Annotated in this window: 19 protein-coding genes; 7 read left to right on the top strand and 12 right to left on the bottom strand. The window is 37.2% G+C overall.

What is annotated here, in order from left to right; all coding sequences use genetic code 11:
- The first annotated feature begins 13 nt into the window (after positions 1-13).
- Together H4J41_RS00475 and H4J41_RS00470 are read left to right on the top strand one after the other, a co-directional pair.
- Positions 14-2,560 carry a glycoside hydrolase family 88 protein gene (locus H4J41_RS00475; RefSeq protein WP_182135563.1) on the top strand — a complete coding sequence of 849 codons (2,547 nt, stop codon included), beginning with the start codon at positions 14-16 and terminating at the stop codon, positions 2,558-2,560.
- 207 nt (positions 2,561-2,767) lie between these two features.
- Entirely contained in the window at positions 2,768-3,751 is a 984-nt protein-coding gene (locus H4J41_RS00470) for a family 43 glycosylhydrolase (RefSeq protein ID WP_182135564.1), read from the top strand.
- A gap of 17 nt (positions 3,752-3,768) precedes the next feature.
- Here the strand turns inward: H4J41_RS00470 and H4J41_RS00465 are convergent, their stop codons facing one another.
- From H4J41_RS00465 to H4J41_RS00430, 8 genes are all read right to left on the bottom strand, one after another.
- Positions 3,769-4,740 (bottom strand): alpha/beta hydrolase, encoded by a 972-nt coding sequence (locus H4J41_RS00465; RefSeq protein WP_182135565.1) that lies wholly within the window; start codon positions 4,738-4,740, stop codon positions 3,769-3,771.
- 51 nt (positions 4,741-4,791) lie between these two features.
- Positions 4,792-5,424 carry an RpiB/LacA/LacB family sugar-phosphate isomerase gene (locus tag H4J41_RS00460; protein WP_182135566.1) on the bottom strand — a complete coding sequence of 211 codons (633 nt, stop codon included), beginning with the start codon at positions 5,422-5,424 and terminating at the stop codon, positions 4,792-4,794.
- Positions 5,425-5,462: 38 nt separating this feature from the next.
- Positions 5,463-6,491 (bottom strand): LacI family DNA-binding transcriptional regulator, encoded by a 1,029-nt coding sequence (locus H4J41_RS00455; protein ID WP_182135567.1) that lies wholly within the window; start codon positions 6,489-6,491, stop codon positions 5,463-5,465.
- Between the two features lie 80 nt (positions 6,492-6,571).
- Entirely contained in the window at positions 6,572-7,873 is a 1,302-nt protein-coding gene (locus tag H4J41_RS00450) for a TRAP transporter large permease (protein ID WP_182135568.1), read from the bottom strand.
- Complete coding sequence (locus H4J41_RS00445; protein ID WP_182135569.1) at positions 7,873-8,394, bottom strand: TRAP transporter small permease; 522 nt, start codon at positions 8,392-8,394, stop codon at positions 7,873-7,875. The genes H4J41_RS00450 and H4J41_RS00445 overlap by 1 nt, the downstream gene beginning before the upstream one ends.
- Before the next feature lie 10 nt (positions 8,395-8,404).
- The gene (locus H4J41_RS00440) at positions 8,405-9,385 is read right to left on the bottom strand and encodes a TRAP transporter substrate-binding protein (protein ID WP_182135570.1); all 981 of its coding nucleotides are present in this window, start codon (positions 9,383-9,385) and stop codon (positions 8,405-8,407) included.
- Positions 9,386-9,429: 44 nt separating this feature from the next.
- Positions 9,430-10,272 (bottom strand): 5-dehydro-4-deoxy-D-glucuronate isomerase, encoded by an 843-nt coding sequence (gene kduI / locus H4J41_RS00435; protein WP_182135571.1) that lies wholly within the window; start codon positions 10,270-10,272, stop codon positions 9,430-9,432.
- Positions 10,273-10,318: 46 nt separating this feature from the next.
- Positions 10,319-11,077: an SDR family oxidoreductase gene (locus tag H4J41_RS00430; RefSeq protein ID WP_182135572.1), complete on the bottom strand. Its 759-nt coding sequence runs from the start codon at positions 11,075-11,077 to the stop codon at positions 10,319-10,321.
- A 132-nt stretch (positions 11,078-11,209) separates the two neighbouring features.
- Here H4J41_RS00430 and H4J41_RS00425 point away from each other — a divergent pair, with 132 nt between their 5' ends.
- The 4 genes from H4J41_RS00425 to H4J41_RS00410 are packed head-to-tail and all read left to right on the top strand — an operon-like array spanning position 11,210 to position 16,230.
- The gene (locus H4J41_RS00425; RefSeq protein WP_182135573.1) at positions 11,210-12,670 is read left to right on the top strand and encodes a tagaturonate reductase; all 1,461 of its coding nucleotides are present in this window, start codon (positions 11,210-11,212) and stop codon (positions 12,668-12,670) included.
- 1 nt (position 12,671) lies between these two features.
- Positions 12,672-14,159, top strand: a complete 1,488-nt coding sequence (locus H4J41_RS00420) for a UxaA family hydrolase (protein ID WP_182135574.1) — start codon at positions 12,672-12,674, stop codon at positions 14,157-14,159.
- Positions 14,160-15,152 (top strand): sugar kinase, encoded by a 993-nt coding sequence (locus tag H4J41_RS00415; protein ID WP_182135575.1) that lies wholly within the window; start codon positions 14,160-14,162, stop codon positions 15,150-15,152.
- Positions 15,118-16,230 carry a pectinesterase family protein gene (locus tag H4J41_RS00410; RefSeq protein WP_259364590.1) on the top strand — a complete coding sequence of 371 codons (1,113 nt, stop codon included), beginning with the start codon at positions 15,118-15,120 and terminating at the stop codon, positions 16,228-16,230. Before H4J41_RS00415 ends, H4J41_RS00410 begins: the two co-directional genes overlap by 35 nt.
- A gap of 282 nt (positions 16,231-16,512) precedes the next feature.
- Here the strand turns inward: H4J41_RS00410 and H4J41_RS00405 are convergent, their stop codons facing one another.
- Both H4J41_RS00405 and H4J41_RS00400 read right to left on the bottom strand, forming a co-directional pair.
- Positions 16,513-16,773 (bottom strand): Txe/YoeB family addiction module toxin, encoded by a 261-nt coding sequence (locus H4J41_RS00405; protein WP_182135576.1) that lies wholly within the window; start codon positions 16,771-16,773, stop codon positions 16,513-16,515.
- The gene (locus tag H4J41_RS00400; RefSeq protein WP_182135577.1) at positions 16,766-17,020 is read right to left on the bottom strand and encodes a type II toxin-antitoxin system Phd/YefM family antitoxin; all 255 of its coding nucleotides are present in this window, start codon (positions 17,018-17,020) and stop codon (positions 16,766-16,768) included. Before H4J41_RS00400 ends, H4J41_RS00405 begins: the two co-directional genes overlap by 8 nt.
- 195 nt (positions 17,021-17,215) lie before the next feature.
- On the opposite strand from H4J41_RS00400, the gene H4J41_RS00395 reads away from it, so the two are divergent.
- Complete coding sequence (locus H4J41_RS00395) at positions 17,216-18,361, top strand: IS110 family transposase (RefSeq protein WP_182135578.1); 1,146 nt, start codon at positions 17,216-17,218, stop codon at positions 18,359-18,361.
- 374 nt (positions 18,362-18,735) lie between these two features.
- Here H4J41_RS00395 and H4J41_RS00390 read toward each other — a convergent pair whose 3' ends face one another.
- Together H4J41_RS00390 and H4J41_RS00385 are read right to left on the bottom strand one after the other, a co-directional pair.
- Positions 18,736-19,140, bottom strand: coding sequence for a hypothetical protein (locus H4J41_RS00390; protein WP_182135579.1), 405 nt, complete (start codon positions 19,138-19,140; stop codon positions 18,736-18,738).
- A gap of 327 nt (positions 19,141-19,467) precedes the next feature.
- Positions 19,468-20,097, bottom strand: a complete 630-nt coding sequence (locus H4J41_RS00385) for a DUF2971 domain-containing protein (protein WP_182135580.1) — start codon at positions 20,095-20,097, stop codon at positions 19,468-19,470.
- Positions 20,098-20,537 lie beyond the last annotated feature (440 nt).

The raw sequence follows: 20,537 nt of genomic DNA, 5'->3' as shown, positions 1-20,537 counted from the left end.
CTGGAAATATAAAATGAAATTAAACACAACAATAGCGAAATTTACCACAGTCAGCTGCATTACAGTATTATTAAGCGCCTGTGGTAGTGACATATCGAATAAAAAAATCAATTCAATTAATATAAGTCACAGTGAATCATCACTTTTTGTCGCCAATATCTCGGTTACTAATCCTTCAAATTTTATACGTTCTCAGCAACCAATTTATGTCAGTTATTATGATTTAGGGCTATCCGACACCGATGATAATATAGCTCACCTGCAAGTGACTTACCGACAAAAGGCCATCGCAAGTCAAGCCGTTGATATCGACAATAACGGTGAGAACGATGGACTATTTATTCTCAGTGATATGGCTGCAGGTCAGGCATTAGCGATTACTATTAACAAATCAACAACAGCTCATACTCATCAAGAAATTAAATTAACGCAAGCAGAAATATCTCATAAAGTGGGCGGTCAATGGGTAACGCATACCAAACCACCCGCTCACGCAAAAGAGAATCAATTTCAAGAGTATATTGGTGGTCATTTTGAGAATGTTACCGAGCTAACCCCTCCTCCTCAATATACTGATCATTCAAATTGGATCCGCTATGAAGGTCCTGGAATAGAGTCAGATAAAGTTGGTTATCGTATTTACCTTGATTGGCGCAACGGTTTTGATATTTTTGGTAAAAAAACAAATGCGCCTATATTACAAAACATAGGTCAAGATGGCTACGAGTCATATCATCACTTAGAAAATTGGGGAATGGATATTCTCAAAGTAGGTAGTTCACTTGGCGCAGGCGGTTTTGGTTTATGGCAACAAAAAAAATTAGAACTCGTTACTGATGTAGAAAAATGGCAAGCTAAAATCACTAGCAATGGCAATTTATATTCAAGTGTTCAAATTAATTATCAAGGCTGGCAAAACAGCCTACACAAGCAAGATCTCACCGCTAATATTTCTATGTACGGTGGTAGCAGATTAGCTAAAATAAATTTAGCACTAACGAAAGATGTGAATACCATCGCTGCTGGTGTGGTAAAACATAATGGCACCGAATTTATTCAAGGTAGCACCAACATAACCAATAAAGCCTATACCTATATCGCTAGTTGGGGTAAACAGAGCCTTGATGGCTCTATGCTTGGTATGGCGGTATTTTTTAAAAAAGGTGATTTAGCTCAAATAACCCAAGACGATAAAAATTACCTAGCCATACTAAAACCTGTTGGCCAAAAAAATCAGCAGCAAGTTAATTATTATTTCTCAGCCGCATGGCAACCCGAAAGTGGTATTTCAACCAAAGATGACTTTATTCATTATTTAAAACAAGAAGCTGAAAAGCTGACCCTACAACCACGTATTCAAATTAAAAGTGCCTTAACCCTAAAAGAAGCAAGCAAACCATTAACCGCTGATACCGCATTAAACTGGAGCAAAGCGCTAGCCGATTCAGAATTGACCAGAAAAACGTTAAGTTATCACTACAGTGGCTGGGATGTACATCGCCAACGTAAGCCTAAATTTGAGTACGATATTATCGGTATGATACCTATGTCATATGAGAAACTAGCACAATTAACCGGTGAAGATAAATACAAAGGTATTGTTGAAAGAAACACCGGTTCCTATATTAACGAACAAGGTGATATAGGCAGGTACAAACTAAATAATTTTAATATTGATAATGTAGCGCCAGGTAGAAATATACTCACATTATTTAAACAAACCGGCGAAGATAAATACCGTATTGCTGCAAAAACTTTACGTAAACAATTAGCTGAACAACCTAAAACGTCAGAAGGTGCTTTTTGGCATAAGAAAAAATATACCGGCCAGTTATGGTTAGATGGTGTTTACATGGGTATGCCGTTTTTAGCAGAATACGCCATGATGTTTGAGACCGGTGAAAAACAAAAACATAGCTTAGATGAAGTGGTTAATGAATTTCTACTTACTCGTAAATATTTGCGTGATCAAAAAACAGGTTTGTATTACCACGGTTGGGATGAATTAAAACAACAAGATTGGGCTGATAAATCCACTGGTTTATCGCCTGAGTTTTGGGCAAGAGGTATGGGCTGGTTAGCAATGGCTATTGTTGACGTACTTGACACTTTTCCAGAAGAAAATACCGAACAACGTCAGCAGTTAATTGAGCTATCACAAGAAATAGCCGCCGACATCATTAAAGTACAAGATAATGAAACCGGTACTTGGTGGCAAATTATGGATAAACCTAACGCGATTGGTAACTACAAAGAGTCAAGTGCTAGCGCAATGTTCACCTACTTTTTAGCTAAAGCGATAAACAAGGGTTATATATCATCTGAAATATATGAACCAAAATCATTAAAAGCCTATCAAGGCATGATAGATAACTTTGTACTTCTACACGCTAATGGCGAAATAAGCATGACACAACAATGTTATGTCGCCGGTTTAGGTTTTGGTCGAGATGGTAGTTATCATTATTATATGCAAGAGCCTATTTATAACAATGACCCTAAAGGCAATGTCCCCTTTATTTTGGCAGGAATTGAAATAAGCCACTTACTAGAAAAGTAATAAAGCGAGCACTCCTTGAGTGTTTGCTTTAAAAGCGGCAATTTAACCCTATTTACGTTCTAAAGTAGTTTAGCCGGCGCCTATGGTTTTACGCAATTAGTGCAGCATTATCCGTACTTTTTGTTATTAAATATGTTCATGAAACCTAAGGTACTGAGCTAGAAGACATGCAAGGGTCATTGTTTTATCAAAAAAGGAATGCTATTTATGTCAACACCATTTTTTAAGTTACCACTACTGGTGCTTTCAATGACTGCTTTTATGAGCTTTGCACAAAATCCTCTGGATTTTGGTAGTAAAATTAAAACGGCTGATCCATCAGGCCATGTTTGGTCAGATGGTAAAATGTATCTCTATACTTCGCATGATGAAGAGTGCCAAACAGATTTTCACATGAAAGATTGGCATACTTTTTCATCAAGCGATTTAGTTAACTGGACAGATCACGGCGTTAGCTTATCTGTTGATGATATCTCTTGGGCTGACAATTACGCTTGGGCTCCTGACGCTACTTATAAAAATGGTAAATACTATTTATTTTTTCCTGCTGGCAGCGGCTTTAAAGATCGTCAAAACCCCAAAAACAGTACTAAATGGATGGGAATTGGCGTTGCCGTTAGTGATTCACCTACCGGGCCTTTTAAAGATGCTATTGGCGCACCTTTATGGACTAAACCTTATGCAAATGATCCCAGTATTTTTATCGATGATGACGGTAAACCTTACTTATATTTTCATGGCTCCAATAGTGATTATTATGTTGCTGAACTAGCTGATGATTTACGTAGTGTTAAAGGTGAGCTTCAAAAAATGGATATGGGAGGCTACGAACCAAAAATGGAAGGACCTTGGGTATTTAAAAGAAACGACATTTATTATTTTACTATGCCTGAAAACAACCGAGTTCTAACTTACTACACAGCTAATAGTCCTACTGGCCCTTGGAAATACCAAGGAGTATTTATGGCGCAGGAAGCACAAAGTAATAATCATCACTCAATTGTTGAATATAAAGGACAATGGCTTATTTTTTATCACCGATGGTTAAATACACCTAACGATAACTGTGAAAAAAGGCAAAGACACACTGCAGCTGAATATATTAACTTTAACCCGGATGGCACTATTCAAGAAGTGAAACGAACCAAGAGTGGGCTCGATAATTTTATAGAAAAGATAGTTAAAAAATAAGCTCTATTTCACAAAGCCTATAGGGTTATATTTAACGTATGATCTAAAAAATCAGCACATGCCGCAATAGTCGGTTCTAACCACGGATTTAATAACCAAAAAGAATGAGGAGCATTATCAAGTTTAATTACTTTTGAATGTATATTCAGGCGGTTTAACTGATCGATAGCAGCATCTCTTCCAGCATGAAAGCGCGTTTTTTCACCATTTAAAAATAAGGTTGGAGGGGATTTTTCATTGATATAATAAATAGGTGAGGCTTGCTTCCATAAATCGGGCACTTCTTCATACCTCCCACCAAACCATGCACCTGCTGCGCTTGGATTCTTTTTAGGATCATTTTCAAATGGTAACGCTTCAAGCGAAGTAAAATCACTGAGTCCGTCAATATTAAGCAGTGCTTGCACCGTAAAGGGTGTACCTATTTTAGGCTGTGCTGTTAATTGACCACCACTATAAGCTAATAATGCAGCTAACTGACCCCCGGCAGAAGTGCCGGCCAAAACAATGTTATTATCATCAATATTATAGTTGGCTGAATGCTCTTTTAACCATAATAAAGCATCAATTAAATCATACACACCTGCCGGATATTTTGCTTCGCCTGATAAGCGATAACTTGCCACCGCCACCACATAACCATGTTTAGCTAAGCCTATAGCCAATGGTCGCATTAAACTTGGTTGCCCGCTTTGCCAACCGCCGCCATGAATTAACATAATCAAAGGTTGCTTTTTAATTTGTGATTTCAATGAATACACATCAAGTGTTAATGATCTATTATTCAGCACTTTATAGGGGATATTATTTTTAAGTGTTCCCCCTGGAGGTAATGCTAAAATAGGTAAGGTAATTTCGGGGTATTTGGCTATTAATTTCTGATATGTAGAGGTAATGCTATATGCACTTTTTTCGAGGTGAACACTATTATTTTGAGAAAAAGCATTAGAGGTATAAGCATAAAATAGAATGTAAAAACATCGTAACATACATCAACTTCCCACAGTGTTATAACTTAAACCTGAAACATAAACATAAATTTACAGTAAAGATCTTACAAATTTAGCCAGTTCAACATCTTGGCAATGTTCAAAAAAACAGGATTGAAAACGCTCACCACCAACAGCTGTTTTTAGTAACTCAACATCAAGCGCTTTTAACCCAGAAATATAATCTTTAGCTAAAGCATTTTTAACATCGGTTAAAATACCGGCATTGGCCACTTGAGATTCCTTGCGCTCTGGGGGATAGCCCTGTCCTTTTCTACCTGTAAAAGCTTTTTCAAAAATATAACGAATATTAAGCTCTGCTCCCCAACCAAAGCCTTTAGCAAAAGGAAGCGCTAACGCATTACCATTATTAATTTGTGCAAATAAGAACGCATCAGCCGGGTCAATACAATATCCACAAGTAACGCCCGGATAAGCATTTAAGGACATTAATGCACCTTGTCCTGTGCCACAACCGCTAACGACAAAATCAACCGCTTTAGCATTTAACAATAAGCTAGCAATAATACCTAAATGAATGTACGTTAGACGATGGTCATTATCATCACTCATACCTACATTAAACACCGTATGATTTTGCTCTGCTGCAACGGCTTGTAATTCAGTTAATACCACAGCATTTTTTGATGCTTGACTAAATTCATTCATTAAGGCTATTTTCATTAAAATTCTCTCTTCTATTTGTATAAAGCAAATAAGTGTTAAGTGCTTTTTTTAGTGGTAGATTCTCTAATAATTAGGTGTGGTTTTACTTCACCACACAATTTGATTGGCGCGCTATGTTCACTTTGTACTTTATTGATAAGCTTTTGGCTGGCTAAAGCAGCCATATTTTCAATAGGCCTTTTAATCGTGGTTAACGACGGAATAATTCTTGAGGCATAAATATTATCATCAAAACCCGCTACCGATAATTCTTCCGGAATTTTTATCCCTAAATCACTAGCAACGCGAATAACACCCGTGGCCATTTCATCATTATTTGCTAAAATAGCGGTGGGTCTTGTTTCTTTAGTCAATAATTCCATCGCACATTTCATACCGCTTTCGTAACTGTTTTCACCTTCGAGTATGTGCGATTCAGCTATCTCGATATTAGCGGATCTTAACTCAAACAAAAAACCTTCCATACGCTCTATGGAAGAACGATAACTAAGCGGTCCAGAAATAAAGGCAATGTTTTTATGACCTAAGTCAACAAAATGTTCAGCCATTTCCTTCATCGCAGTACGCTCATCTGAAACGACAATATTAAGCTTATCATCAAAATCAACTGACGCTATGCGAACATAAGGACAGTTCGCCGCCCTTAATGCCGCGGCTAATTGTTTATTCTCAGAGATTGGCGGCAAAATAATAACGCCATCTAATTTTGAACGGTTAATGGAGTTGATACACTCTTCAATAAAATCAGTTTCTTTTGATTTACAAGGATGAACGACCAATTCATAGCCTAGTTGAGCACAAACACTCAACGCGCCTTGCTGAACTTGAACGATAGATAGAGAATCATCATGATCATAAATCAAACCTAGTAAATAGGAGCGACTAGACGCTAAGCCTCTTGCCTGTTTATCGGGGCTAAAATTAACCTCTTTGATTATCTTTTCAACTTTCTTTAATGTGTTTTCTCCCACCAAAGGAGAGCGATTAATTACGCGAGAAACGGTGCGTTTTGATACACCCGCAAGTTTAGCCACATCGTTAATCGTTATTTTTTTATCTTGCATTGAAAGCCATCTTATTATTTGTCTGAACTAAACTTATTGAATGAATAGTTCCCTCTACCAGAGTAAAGTATTTTACACTATCAACCTATTAAACCAAAGAATCTTGGCAGCGCCTCACTAATTGCCGGTACATAAGTAACTAACATCAACATTAAAAACATTACCGCATATAAAGGTAACATAGGTTTAATAATTTTATGAATTGAGGTTTTTGCCACCGCACAACTAACAAAAAGCACACTACCCACCGGTGGTGAAACTAAACCGATTGATAAATTCAATACAATCATAATACCAAACTGAATAGGTGACATACCAAACTGTTCTGCTACTGGTAAAAATATTGGGGTAAATATTAATATGGCAGGCGTCATATCAATAAAAGCGCCCACAACAATTAAAATCAAATTAATAAGCAAGAGCACCACCAAAGGATTATCACTTAAGGTTAAAAAGAATTCACTAATAATTTGAGGTATATGTGTATATGACAACAGCCAAGACATTGCGGATGATGCGCCAATAATTAACATAACAATCGCTGTTGTTTCACAAGCTTTAAGCAATAATGTAGGTAATTCTTTAATATTAATTTCTTTATAAATTATGACCGACAACAGCAAGGCATAAATCACCGCGATGGCACCCGCTTCAGTTGCTGTAAAAATGCCTCCAATAATGCCACCAATAACAATAAAAACTAAAAACAAACTGGGGAATGCTGCAAATACTTTCGTTAAAGCTACTTTTATTGGTAAACGTGCAGTAACCGGATACTTATGATGAATAGCATAGAGTGAGCAAACAAGCATAAGCGCTAAACCAACTAGAATTCCCGGTACATATCCCGCAACAAATAAAGCAGCTATAGAAACGCCACCGCTTGCAATAGCATAAATAATTAAAATATTACTAGGTGGAATAAGCATACCTGTTGTTGCTGCTGATGCCGTCACCGCAGCACCAAATTCGGCGCTATAACCATGCTTTTTCATTTCTGGTACCATAAAACTACCAATGGCTGATGTGGCGGCAACGGCAGAGCCCGAAATAGCACCAAATAACATACATGACATAACATTAACTAACGCTAAACCACCGGGTAATGAACCTATAATAGCCATTGCACATTCAATTAAGCGCTTGGCAATTCCCCCTTGCCCCATCACTAAACCTGATAAAATAAAGAAAGGTATTGCCAATAAAGCAAAGCTATCAATCCCCCCTGCCATTTGTTGAGCGATAGTCATTGATGCTGGAGTAAAATCCATATGCATCGTCAATGACAATAAAGTTGCTAAGCCAATGCAAATGGAAATAGGCACATTTAAAAACAGTAAAATAAAAAAGCTAATTAGCAGCACAATTGCAGTAAAATCCATTATAACGTTCCTTTTACTATATTTTGATTTACCGTATCTTGAGTACCTAGCCTTGCTTTACGTAACTGCACAATATTATCAAGAGCAAACATCACAATTAAAATTCCTGACAACGGAATAGCGCTGTAAATAATGCCCATATTAATGCCCAATGCGGCCGAAGTTTGTTTTAACTCTATTGTCATCGACATCAATAAAGAACCACCATAAATCATCACGCTACAAGCAAAAACAATGACCAACACTTCGATTAACATACGTACTTTAATTTTCTTCGCGGGTGCTAATTTTTCAACAAATAAATCTAAACCTAAGTGGGCTTTTGCTTTATAGGCATAAGCTGAACCTAAAATACCGATCCAAATTAACAAATAGCGTGCTAATTCCTCTGTATAAGAACTAGGCGATTGTAAAATAAAACGTGAAAACACTTGCCAAGTTACCGTAAAAACGATGGCAGCCATGGCAAACATCAATATTTTTTCTAATGATTTACTTATAAACAGCATAAGCTTATGCATAATATCAGCCTTACATTTTTTTAATTTTTGTTATTTGCTCACCCACAGGGCTATTCGCAAAAGATGCATGAAAATCAACAACTTTATCTTGGAATGCTTGTTTGTTTGGGTACACAATAATTGTTCCCGCTGCTTTTACTTCAGCTAGCGCGTCGTTTGATGCTTTTTCCCATAAAGATTTTTGATAAGCTATCGAATCTGCCATCGCAGCACTTAGCCAACCTTGCTGCTTTGCAGTTAACGAATGCCATACAGGCAAACTAGATAAAATAATATCAGGCACAAAAGTGTGCTCGTCTAAGCTGTAATACTTAGCTATTTCATAATGACGGGACAGGTAATAACTGGGAGGGTTATTTTCTGCGCCATCAACCACACCTTGTTGTAAAGCCGCATATAATTCGCCCCAAGCTATAGGCGTAGCCGCGCCGCCTAATGCTTGCACTGTCGCCACTGCAGTTGGACTATTTAATACACGTATTTTTTTTCCAATTAAATCATCTGGTGTATTTATCGGGCCGTTAGTCGTATAAAAGCTACGACTGCCAGCATCGTAATATCCCATCCCCTTTAGTCGAACCGCTTCTACTTTCTTTAATAAACCTTGACCAATATCACTGTTTAACACTCGCCAAAAATGTTCTCTATCACGCATTAAATAAGGAATACTAAATACCTGCATTTCAGGAACAAAACCTTCCAAAGGACTTGCCGAAACTTTCGTCATGGCTAGACTACCAATTTGTAATAACTCGATCATCTCCCTTTCAGAGCCTAGCTGGCCACCAGGGTAAATAACAATTTCCATTTGCCCGTTCGAGTAAAACCCTAAACGCTTTGCCATAAACTCCATGGCTAAATGCACTACATGACGAGTATCAAGTGTGTGACCTAAGGTTAAGGTTGTTTTTTTATTTTCGTTAACACAGCTAACAAGAAACAGCGTTAAAGCGATACTAAACGCTTTAATCAACAATTTATTTTTCATCATGAACACTTCTTATCTATTGGATGAAATAGTAAAAATCAATATTACTATCGCAATTCATTGGGTTGATATTTATCCATATCATCATAATCTAAATTTTCACCTGCCATACCCCAGATAAAGCTATAATTTTGAGTGCCTGCTCCAGAATGGATCGACCAAGGAGGGGAAATCACTGCTTGCTCATTTTGCACCCAAATATGACGTGTTTCTTGTGGCTCCCCCATAAAATGGCATACCGCTTGCCCTTCTGGAACTTCAAAATAGAAATAAACTTCATTACGTCTATCATGCTGATGTGCCGGCATGGTATTCCATATGCTACCCGGCTTTAATGAGGTCAATCCCATTTGCAGCTGACACGTTTGAACGATAGTATTAATCAGCATTTGATTGATGTCGCGTTTATTTGAAGTCACTAATTCGCCCAAGTGCAAAACATTCGCATCAGTACCGGTCACTAATTTATTAGGATATTTTTTGTGCGCAGGAGCTGAGTTTAAATAGAATTTAGCCGGTTTTGTAGCATCATCACTAGTAAAAACAACCGTTTTGCAACCCCGTCCTAAATAAAGTGCATCTTTATATCCTAACCGAAAAACGTCTCCATCAACCGTAACCGTACCTGATTCACCCACATTAATGACACCTAATTCTCTACCATGTAAAAAACTATCCGCCTTTAATGCATCTAATGTCTCTAACACTAGAGGTTCCAATGTAGGTACAGCACCACCCACCATAAAACGTTCATAATGGGTATAAACCCAATAAATTTTTCCTGCTTGCATTAATTTATCAGCAAGAAATTCATTTCGTAATTTCGTTGTATCAAAGCCTTTAACCTCATTCGGGCCAACGGCATAACGGTTTTCCATTTCAGTAGACATAGTGCTCTCTATTTATTCTTAATTTATTCTTAATTTATACTGCTATTTATCTTGCTAACCAACCACCATCTACCGCTAATATATGACCGTTTACATAGTCACTAGCACTAGAGGCTAAGAAAATTGCAGCGCCCTGTAATTGTTCTGGTTCACCCCATACGCCAGCAGGAATCCGTTTTTCAATTTCCATATTACGACTTGCATCATCTTGTAAGGCTTGTGTATTATCTGTTCTAAAATAACCGGGGGCTATTGCATTTACTTGAATGTTTTTTATTGCCCACTCATTCGCCAAGGCTTTTGTTAAACCGGCAATAGCATGTTTACTAGCCGTGTAAGCTGGTACTGTCATGCCGCCGCTATAAGAGAGCATTGAGGCAATATTAATAATTTTTCCTTGCCCTTTTTCTATCATACTTGGTGCAAAAGCTTGTGCTAATAAAAAGCTCGCATCAAGATTCACCTTCATAACGTTTTGCCATTCAATATAGGAATAATCAACAGCAGGCTCTCTATGTATAGTGCCGCCAACATTCACCAATATGTCGATACAACCATGCTCAGCTAGTACTTCCGCCGCAAAAAACTTCACTGAACTAGCATCACTTAAATCCACATTTGACTCATGCGCCACACCGTTTTTAGCCTTAATATTACTTATGGTTTGCAAGCAACCACCTTTACTACTACTACTACAAATAACTTCCGCGCCAGCCAATGCTAGACCTTCCGCAATTTTTTGGCCTAGTCCCCTACTTGCCCCGGTTACTAGTGCTTTTTTTCCGTTCAAATTAAATAATTTCATTGCTTTAAATATTTCATTTACTAAGTGATGATTTCTATTCTTTGCTACCGATGGCATTTTGTCAAATAAAATTTGCCACCGGTGGCAAAATAACATAACATTCTTCCATTAAAGAAAATAGGAAATAATTTAATGCAACAATTAAACAGAGTAAACTTCAATAAAAGCAGGTACACCACCAAAATAATGCAATTTGGGGAAGGGAACTTTCTTCGTGCTTTTGTCGATTGGCAAATTGATATATTAAATGAAACCACGGATCTTAATGCCGGCATTGCGATTATTCGCCCCATTGATTATGACGCCTTACCACTATTGAATGTGCAAGATGGTTTGTATACCACTATTATTCGAGGTTTAAATGAACAGGGAGAAGCTGTAGCTGATACTAGAATAATATCGTCAGTGAATGAAGAAATTCCGATCTATAAAGATTTTGCTAAGTATATGGCTTTAGCTGAAAGCGCTGATTTGAAAATTATTTTCTCAAACACAACAGAAGCTGGTATTGAATATATTGAGTTGGATAAATTAACAGATACTCCTGCAAAAGCATTTCCAGCAAAATTAACACAATGGCTACATCATCGATTTGAATTTTTTAACGGTTCAACTGAAAGTGGTGTAGTAATAATTCCTTGTGAACTTATTGATTATAATGGCGAAAAACTGAAAGAAATTGTTTTACAATATTGTGCGCTATGGCAACTTTCCGACAACTTTGTTAGTTGGCTAACCAACGCTAACTATTTTTGCTCAACCCTAGTTGATCGCATCGTTACAGGCTTCCCTCGAGATGAACATCAACAACTACAAGAAGAATTTAATTACCTTGATAACTTCATGGTTACCGCCGAGCATTTCCATTTATTTGTTATTCAAGGACCTAAACATTTAGCAAAATTATTGCATTTAGACGAGAGTGCATTAAATATTGTAATTGTGGATGATATTTCGCCTTATAAACAGCGTAAAGTAGCAATTTTAAATGGGGCTCATACTGCTTTGGTGCCCTTAGCATATATGTCAAATATTGATGCTGTTGGTGAAGCATTAACCACACCTTTATTCGAACAATATTTAGAATCATTAATTTTTAATGAAATTATTCCCACTTTAGATTTACCTAAAAATGAACTTCAAGCATTTGCTAATGATGTGCTAAATCGTTTCAGAAACCCTTATATACATCATCTGTTAATGGCTATTTCATTAAATAGTATGGCCAAGTTCAAAACACGTTTATTACCACAACTATTAAAATTTGTTGATAGTCAAAATACCGTTCCTACAATGATGGCGTTGGCTATTGCTGGGCAAATATTATTCTTCAAAGGTGAACGTAATGCCGAAAAAATTGATTTATCTGATAGTGATCAATGGCTAGCATTATTTGATGAACTTTGGACGGGTTATAACAATAAAGTGATCGGAGTCAATGAGTTAGTAGAAGGTGTTTTAGGCGCGTCTTGGCACTGGGAACAAAACTTAAATGAAATTTCTGGCTTAACTGAGCAAGTTAGTATTCACCTAAAAGCTATGTTAAAACAAGGTGTTTCTAACGTGTTAACACAAGCGTTAAAAGGCAAGTAATATGAAAGCTATTATTAAATTACACGCAACAGATACGGTTGCCATCGCCATGAGAAATTTAACAGCTGGCGAAACCATTGGTATCGATAATATTGAACTACACATTAATGAAGATATCAGCAAGGGACATAAAGTTGCGTTAGTTGATCTAAATAAAAATGAACACGTGATCAAGTACGGCGCACCTATCGGCTTTGCTTTACAAAATATTAAGCAAGGAGATTGGGTGCACACCCATTGCATTAAAACAAATCTTAGTGATGAATTACAGTATAAATATCAACCTGATCTTATTGAGCAACAATCAGCAATCGCTTCTCCTAATGTAAATATTTATCGCCGAGCTAATGGTGAAGTTGCCATTCGAAATGAGATTTGGCTAATTCCTACCGTTGGTTGTGTGAATGGGATGATAGCTCAAATGAAAAAAGAGTTTTTAGCTCAAAATCCTGAACTCGACATTGATGGCGTGCATGTATTCCCACATCAATTTGGTTGTTCACAACTAGGTGATGATTTAGAAACAACCCGTATACTCTTGCAAAACATGGTATTACATCCTAATGCTGGTGGTGCTTTAGTGGTAGGTTTAGGCTGTGAAAATAATCAATTATCTGTTTTCAAAGAGGGCTTAGGTGATTTTGATCCTGCTCGTGTTAAGTTTATAATCACTCAACAATCGGAAGATGAAATAGAAGAAGGTGTTCAGTTACTCGAAGATATTTATAGCGAAGTCAGAAAAGACAAACGTGAAAAAGGCACACTCAGCGAAGTTAAATTTGGCTTAGAATGTGGTGGTAGTGATGGGTTATCTGGCATTACCGCAAACCCACTGTTAGGTTATTTCTCTGACTATCTTATTGCGCAAGGCGGAACAACGGTATTAACTGAAGTACCTGAAATGTTTGGTGCTGAAACTATCTTAATGTCACGTTGCAAAGACAAAGACACCTTTTATGACCTCGTTGATATGATCAATGGTTTTAAGCGTTATTATAGCGACCATAATCAACCTATTTATGAAAACCCGTCACCCGGTAATAAAGATGGCGGCATTACCACTTTAGAAGACAAATCGCTCGGTTGCACCCAAAAGGCAGGTAGTAGCCAAGTACAAGCGGTACTAAAATATGGTCAACGCTTAAAAGTGCCGGGGTTAAATTTATTAAACGCCCCAGGTAATGATCCTATTGCCACGAGCGCCCTTGCCTCTGCGGGCTGCCATATGGTGTTATTTACAACAGGCCGAGGAACACCTTATGGTGGTTTTGTGCCAACATTAAAAATTTCAACTAATTCTGAGTTAGCAAACAAGAAAAAACGTTGGATAGACTTTGATGCTGGCATACTGATTGGCGATACCAGTATGCATGAAGCCCACGAACAGTTTATTCAACTACTTGTTGCTGTAGTTAATGGCCAAGAAACCTGTAATGAAAAAAATGATATTCGTGAAGTCGCTATCTGGAAAAAAGGAGTTACCTTGTAAATGTCTGCAATTAACCTAGCCATTATAGGCGAATGCATGATTGAGTTGTCTATGGTTCAGAACGTTTCAGAACAAAGCAGTTCAGGAGACACCAGCTCAGTAAAAACTCATACCACCATCAAGCAAAGCTTTGGTGGTGATAGTATGAATACGGCTATCTACTTGAAGAAATTAGCTGGTAGCACTGTTAGTGTTCATTATGTATCAAGCATGGGGTCAGATCCACTTAGCACGGCATTGATCAAACAATGGCAAGATCATGGTATCAATACCGACTCAGTTTTAATAAACCCTGATAAACATGCCGGTTTATACATGATACAAAATGATGCAAATGGCGAACGTACTTTTCAGTATTGGCGAAATGATTCAGCTGCTAAATACCTTGTACAACACAGTGATTTCGAGAAAACTGTTGAAAAACTGAAAGGCTTTAATGCTATCTACCTCTCAGGAATTTCCTTAGCTATATTGCCTGAAAAAGACAGCGAAATTTTGGTTCATTATCTTACGAAGCTAGCTAATACAGGCGTTAACATTATTTTTGATAGTAATTACCGACCCGCATTGTGGTCAAGTAAAGCGCATTGCCAAAAAATAACGAAAAGAATATACGCGTTATCGACACTCGCCTTAGTCACTTTTGAAGATGAACACGAACTTTGGGCAGATAATTCCATCGAAGATTGTCGCACTCGCCTACATCAACAAGGCGTTAAAGAACTCGTTATTAAAGATGGTGAAAATGGCTGTCAATACAGTATCAATACAGCATTATTTGATACAAAAATAGAATATTTTGCTACCAAGAAGGTTGATAATGTTGTAGATACCACCGCTGCAGGAGATTCTTTCAATGCCGGTTTTTTAGCTTACTGGTTTCAATCATCCCCTATTGAACAATGCGCTAATGCTGGTAATCAACTCGCTGGCCAAGTCATTCAGAAAAAAGGGGCTATTGTTAAAATCAACACTGACCTCATTGATCAATAGCGAGAATATAAAAATGAGAAATTACCTTTATCTCCTTATTAGAATATTGCTATTAACGCTATTTAATCACAATATTCAGGCGAGTACACCACCAATAGGCAAAGAGATAACCAACACTTATGTTGTTGATCAACAAGGTAATGGCGATTTCATCTCTATTCAATCAGCCATTAACGCTACCGTTAATGACAAGGAGGTCATTATATTTATCAGGCCAGGTAAATATAATGAAAAGCTCTTTATCACCCGCAATAATATTAGTTTAATTGGTACTTCAGCCAAAAACACAATAATAGAATATGCAGAATTGAGAAGTGATTGGCGTGATAATCATCCTAGCGATTGGGGAGCTGCCGTGATTAATATCAATGCTAGTGATGTAAATATTGTTAACTTGTCGGTTATAAATAATTATGGTCGATTACACCATACTGATGAACATCAATTTGCAATCAGGGGCTTCAAAAATGGTACCCGCATTATATTGCACCAATGCAGTGTAGTTGCTGATGGTGCAGACACTCTAAGTTTATGGAATAAAAGCAACGGCATGTACTATCATTCCTATTGTCACTTTGAAGGCCATACCGACATGGTTTGTCCTAGAGGCTGGGCACTTATTGAAAACTCTACCTTCGTTAATAACAAACAATCGGCAACATTATGGCATGACGGTGAGCTCGACCCAGCTCAAAAATTGGTTGTTAATAATAGCTATTTCGATGGTGTAAAAGGCTTTTGGTTAGGTCGACATCACTATGATGCACAATTTTACATTATGAATTCACAATTTTCTAAAAACATGGCTAATAAACCCATCTTCAAAAAAAGGTATGATAATGTTGATAGAATCAAACCAAATCTTTATGGTGAACGCTACTTCTTCTTTAACAATCGATCAAAATCACCAACAACTTGGACAGCAAACAACTTTAATCCAACGAAAAATCGTTTAAAAGATCAAAGTGTAGAATCGTGGGTGTTTGAAAAACAGTGGTATCCTAACCAAGTCATAGCACAACTTGCCAAATCAATTATCGCTGCAAACTTTAAAGCCGATAAACTCACAAAAAATTAAAGTATTTATCACATACGTTAATTCAAAAAAACTCGATATAAATACTGTGATATTTCTGGAGATGATTACAAAGATAATATTGTTTTACATGGTAAATTATAGACAGGATTAAAACCTGTACATATTGAAAATCACGGTTATTGTAATTAAAAATATAAAGTTTATTTAATATTTCCTATCTCGGTTTGTGACCCTTTGCGTCATAGAAGTATGAGATTTATGTCCGTTAAAGCGGGGGAAGATCAAAGTCCTTCTTGAGCGCCTTATAGCTGCTGGTTATAATCAATAATGATAGCGACATGATATAACTGTTATATGACTATCACTAACGGCATATACAAGACGATTTGATTCATCCACACGTCTAGACCAAAAACCTGATAAATTTTCTTTTAGAGGCTCAGGTTTTCCAATTCCCTCAAATGGGGAACGCTTAGTGTCTGTAATTAATTTATTAATTCTTTTAAGCGTTTTTTTATCTTGCCCTTGCCAATATACATAATCAGCCCAAGCATCATTGGTCCACGCTAACAACCTAGCCATTTAATATTTCTCGCTCAATCACTTGAGCTGATTTAAATTGCTCAATAGAACGGGTTAAGTGAACTGCGTTAGCAGGTGACTTTAATAAATGAACAGTTTCCATCAAGCTGTTGTAATGATCCATAGACATAACAACAGCATCTTCAGAATCTCTACGTGTAATTACCGTATAATCAGCGTCGTTTACGACATGATCAAGCACAGATTTAAGCCCATTTCTTGCTTCAGTAAAAGATACGATTCTCATATTACCCTCTTTCTTAGTTGTACAGTTAATAAGACAAGTCTAACTAAAAATAATGACTTGTGCAAGATAATGTACAAGTTCAATTGAGACCGCTAGACATAATGACTCCCCACGAGGTGCTAACCTCCTATCGTGGGTTAGCTTAAAAAGCCAGTGCCATAATTAGTGTGTCAAACAACTAAAGCGGAGGCTAGCATGAATAACCATAGCATAATTTTTATTGGATTAGATACTCATAAAACATTTACACAACTTGCTGTTTTAAAAGACGAACGAGGCGCTAAAGCAGAGTTCTTTGGCAAGATAAAGACCAACAAATCAGCCTTGATAAAATTCGTTCGACAACTACAGTCAAAATATCCTAAAGCAACACTACATTTTATTTACGAAGCTGGCCCTTGTGGTTATTGGATTTATCGACTGTTAACCAGTTTAGGCCACTGCTGCTATATCATCGCACCTTCTCTTATCCCTAAAAAATCAGGGGATAAAGTGAAAACTGACAAACGCGATGCGGCAAAATTGGCTAAATTATTTAAAGCCGAAGAACTAACGACCATTTATGTACCTGAGGCGGAAGATGAAGCGATACGTGATTTATCACGTGCGCGAGAAACAGCAATGAATGATTTAAAGGATGCCAAATACCAACTCAAAGGATTGTTTTTAAGAAACAACATTAAGTGCGTAGTGAAAGATAATTGGTCAAATCAGCATTTACGGTGGTTAACGGAACTTATTTTACCTCACCATAGTCAACAAATTGTTTTGCAAGAAATGATACAAACCATCACAAAACGCGTTGCGCGATTAGTGAATGAACTTGAGCACCAAGTGAAGCAATGGCGATATTACCCTGCCGTTAAAGCGATACAAGCCATGCGTGGTGTACGAATGTTAGTGGCTGTTGGCACCATTGCTGAATTAGGGGATTTAAGACGTTTCGATCATCCGAGAAAACTCATGGCCTATCTTGGTTTAGTGCCTAGCGAAAGTTCAAGTGGCGATAAGCGACGATTAGGTAGAATTACCAAGTGTGGGAATGGTCGAGCACGGAGATTGCTTATCGAAGGTGCACAAACCTATAAACACAAAGCGAACATCTCGACGGAAATACAAAAACGACAAGAAGGGTTAAGCAAAGAAATTGTTGATATTGCCTGGCAAGCACAGCTTAGGTTATGTGGTCGATATCAACGACTCATGCAGCTAGGGAAACATCGTAATGTTGTCGTCACGGCCATTGCGAGAGAAATGATTGCCTACATTTGGGCCATATCACGCGAGGTTGTGATAACCCCTGTCGATCCGAAAACCCGTATAGCAAGGTTACCTGCATGATAAACAGTTTTGAGTTAACGTATCAGATCAAGCATCGGGTGTGGCACAACCACCGAGGGCGTTAGGATGGCAACGGTATTGATTTATTGTTGAACCACGAGCATAGACTGAAGATAGGTGTCACGACGGACTAAGTAAGGTAGGCGCTGTTAACCAACAGGTTAATAATCCAATAATATCAGCATGATAACCGACGAATTTACTTGCTTTATCTACTGCGTTAACTCACTTAATTGTGGAAGTGAACATTATGGCTCTGTTTTATGAGCAGGGATTAGTGCATTGAACTTAACGTGGGGAGTCATACCAACGCCTCGTTAAGAGGCAAATAATATGTTGGCTAAAATAAGCGACGCAGGAGCAAAAGCCAACTGTTATTTGTCCTGCTTGAGTGGCTTATATGCCCGTTTGTACAATGCTTTAACTTTTAACGCAGGCTTGGACTTGTACAAAAGATAGATTGATATAAACAAACTTGGAATAAACAAAAACAAAAAAGCACCAGCGGATGCATTTTTAGCTTCAGGTGTGACTGCAACAATACATAAAGAACCACTAACAAGAAATGTTGAAATAAAAAACCTTTTCAAGAACCCTTGAACGCTTTTAAAGATATTATAACTTTGATAGAAAAGGAAGCCTCCAATAAGTACAGCAAGCGTAAAAACCAAAAACTTTTCAAACCTATGATTTGAAACTAAAAGAAAAGCGACTCCGGGATACATCATTAAAATTGATAATGTAAAAGTTAATTTATAATCCAGTAGTTTAGAGTTCACCGAAGATCCTATAGGGCTTATAACGCCCTGTTAATGACTTGCAGATAAAAATACAAAGCAAGTAAAATCAAGAGCTTAAGCAGATCAACCCTATACTTCATTCTTTATTTGTAGCACATGTGTAGCGTTTTTATTTACAAATTCATTTCTTAAATAATATCATTGAAATGTCGCTAAATGCTACTTTGCGGTCATTAGGAGTTAACGTCGAAATGGCGTTTCGGATTAGATTTTGTATCGATAACGTACTAAAGGGCTAAGTAATAGTAAGCTAACATGTTGTTCAGCCAACTGTATCCCCTCATTCTAAATGCCTTGTATGGATTTTTAATCATCATATTCTACAACAAACTTCGAACTTGACTTAGGGGACATGTAACCAACTCGGATATCAAGTATCCTTGCAATCTTGCGAAGTGGCTCAATATACTTTGTATCACGAGCGCCAAAGACAATAGCCATTGGCTTCATTTTGTTAACATATTGAGAGCCATCACTTACATATAGACGTCGTTCTTTTTCATATGCCCAATAGGACTCTTTTTGCTTTAATAGACCTATATCCTGCGGAAGGATTTTGCGAGATAAAACTTGCTCAACTTGGGATTTAGTTACTTTTGGAACCCCAATGTAGTCAATTTCTCTTACATCATATTTTAATTCATCAATTTCATAGATAAAAGCAACTCCACTAAATCCACCAGCATAATGAGCCCACATTAGAGGATTATCAATATTATCTAGAAAACATGTAAAACGTTGAGCATCAATTAATTCACGAAACTCTTTTCCAACAGATCTATGAGCCTTATCAAGTCCACTTGTAAAGCGCCAGATCCCTTCATCTATATCATTCATGTGTTCACAGGTAGATAGGTATATGCGCTCATTCACCATCATGTCGATAGCATAAAAGAAGCCTTCACCGCCCATTGAACGGAGCTTAATCAATTGCATGTGATTCTATTAATCCTAACAAGGTATTAGTGCGCATTTCAGGTTAAACCGTCGAAAACTTCAATAACAACTATTTATGCGACACATTTTTTATAATATATTTAGTAAGTTACCACCAAGTTTTATTGTATTCAACTCTGTTCACGATATTACATAACGTGCTGATATACTTATACTCAGTCAGCTATCCATCAATTCGTACATGTGTTCATTACAAAATATATGGCAAAATTTTCTAGTTTAACTTCCGCTAAGCGCACATTTTTGACATGAAGATGGACATTGAGAAAATTTAGTAATGCAAAGCTTGTTGGAACTAATACCAATTTGATTAATTAACTTCCCACTTTTATCCAATCTCTAGAGCAAAGATCTATCACCCTAGATGCATCTGAAACAAAAATATTCCAGGCTCGACTACATTCATTAACAATATCTTC

The sequence above is a fragment of the Colwellia sp. MB3u-45 genome (assembly GCF_014077005.1).
GTDB lineage: Bacteria > Pseudomonadota > Gammaproteobacteria > Enterobacterales > Alteromonadaceae > Cognaticolwellia.
The sequence above is the reverse complement of the archived record's forward strand: the minus strand, read 5'-3'. Positions and strand labels throughout refer to the sequence as shown.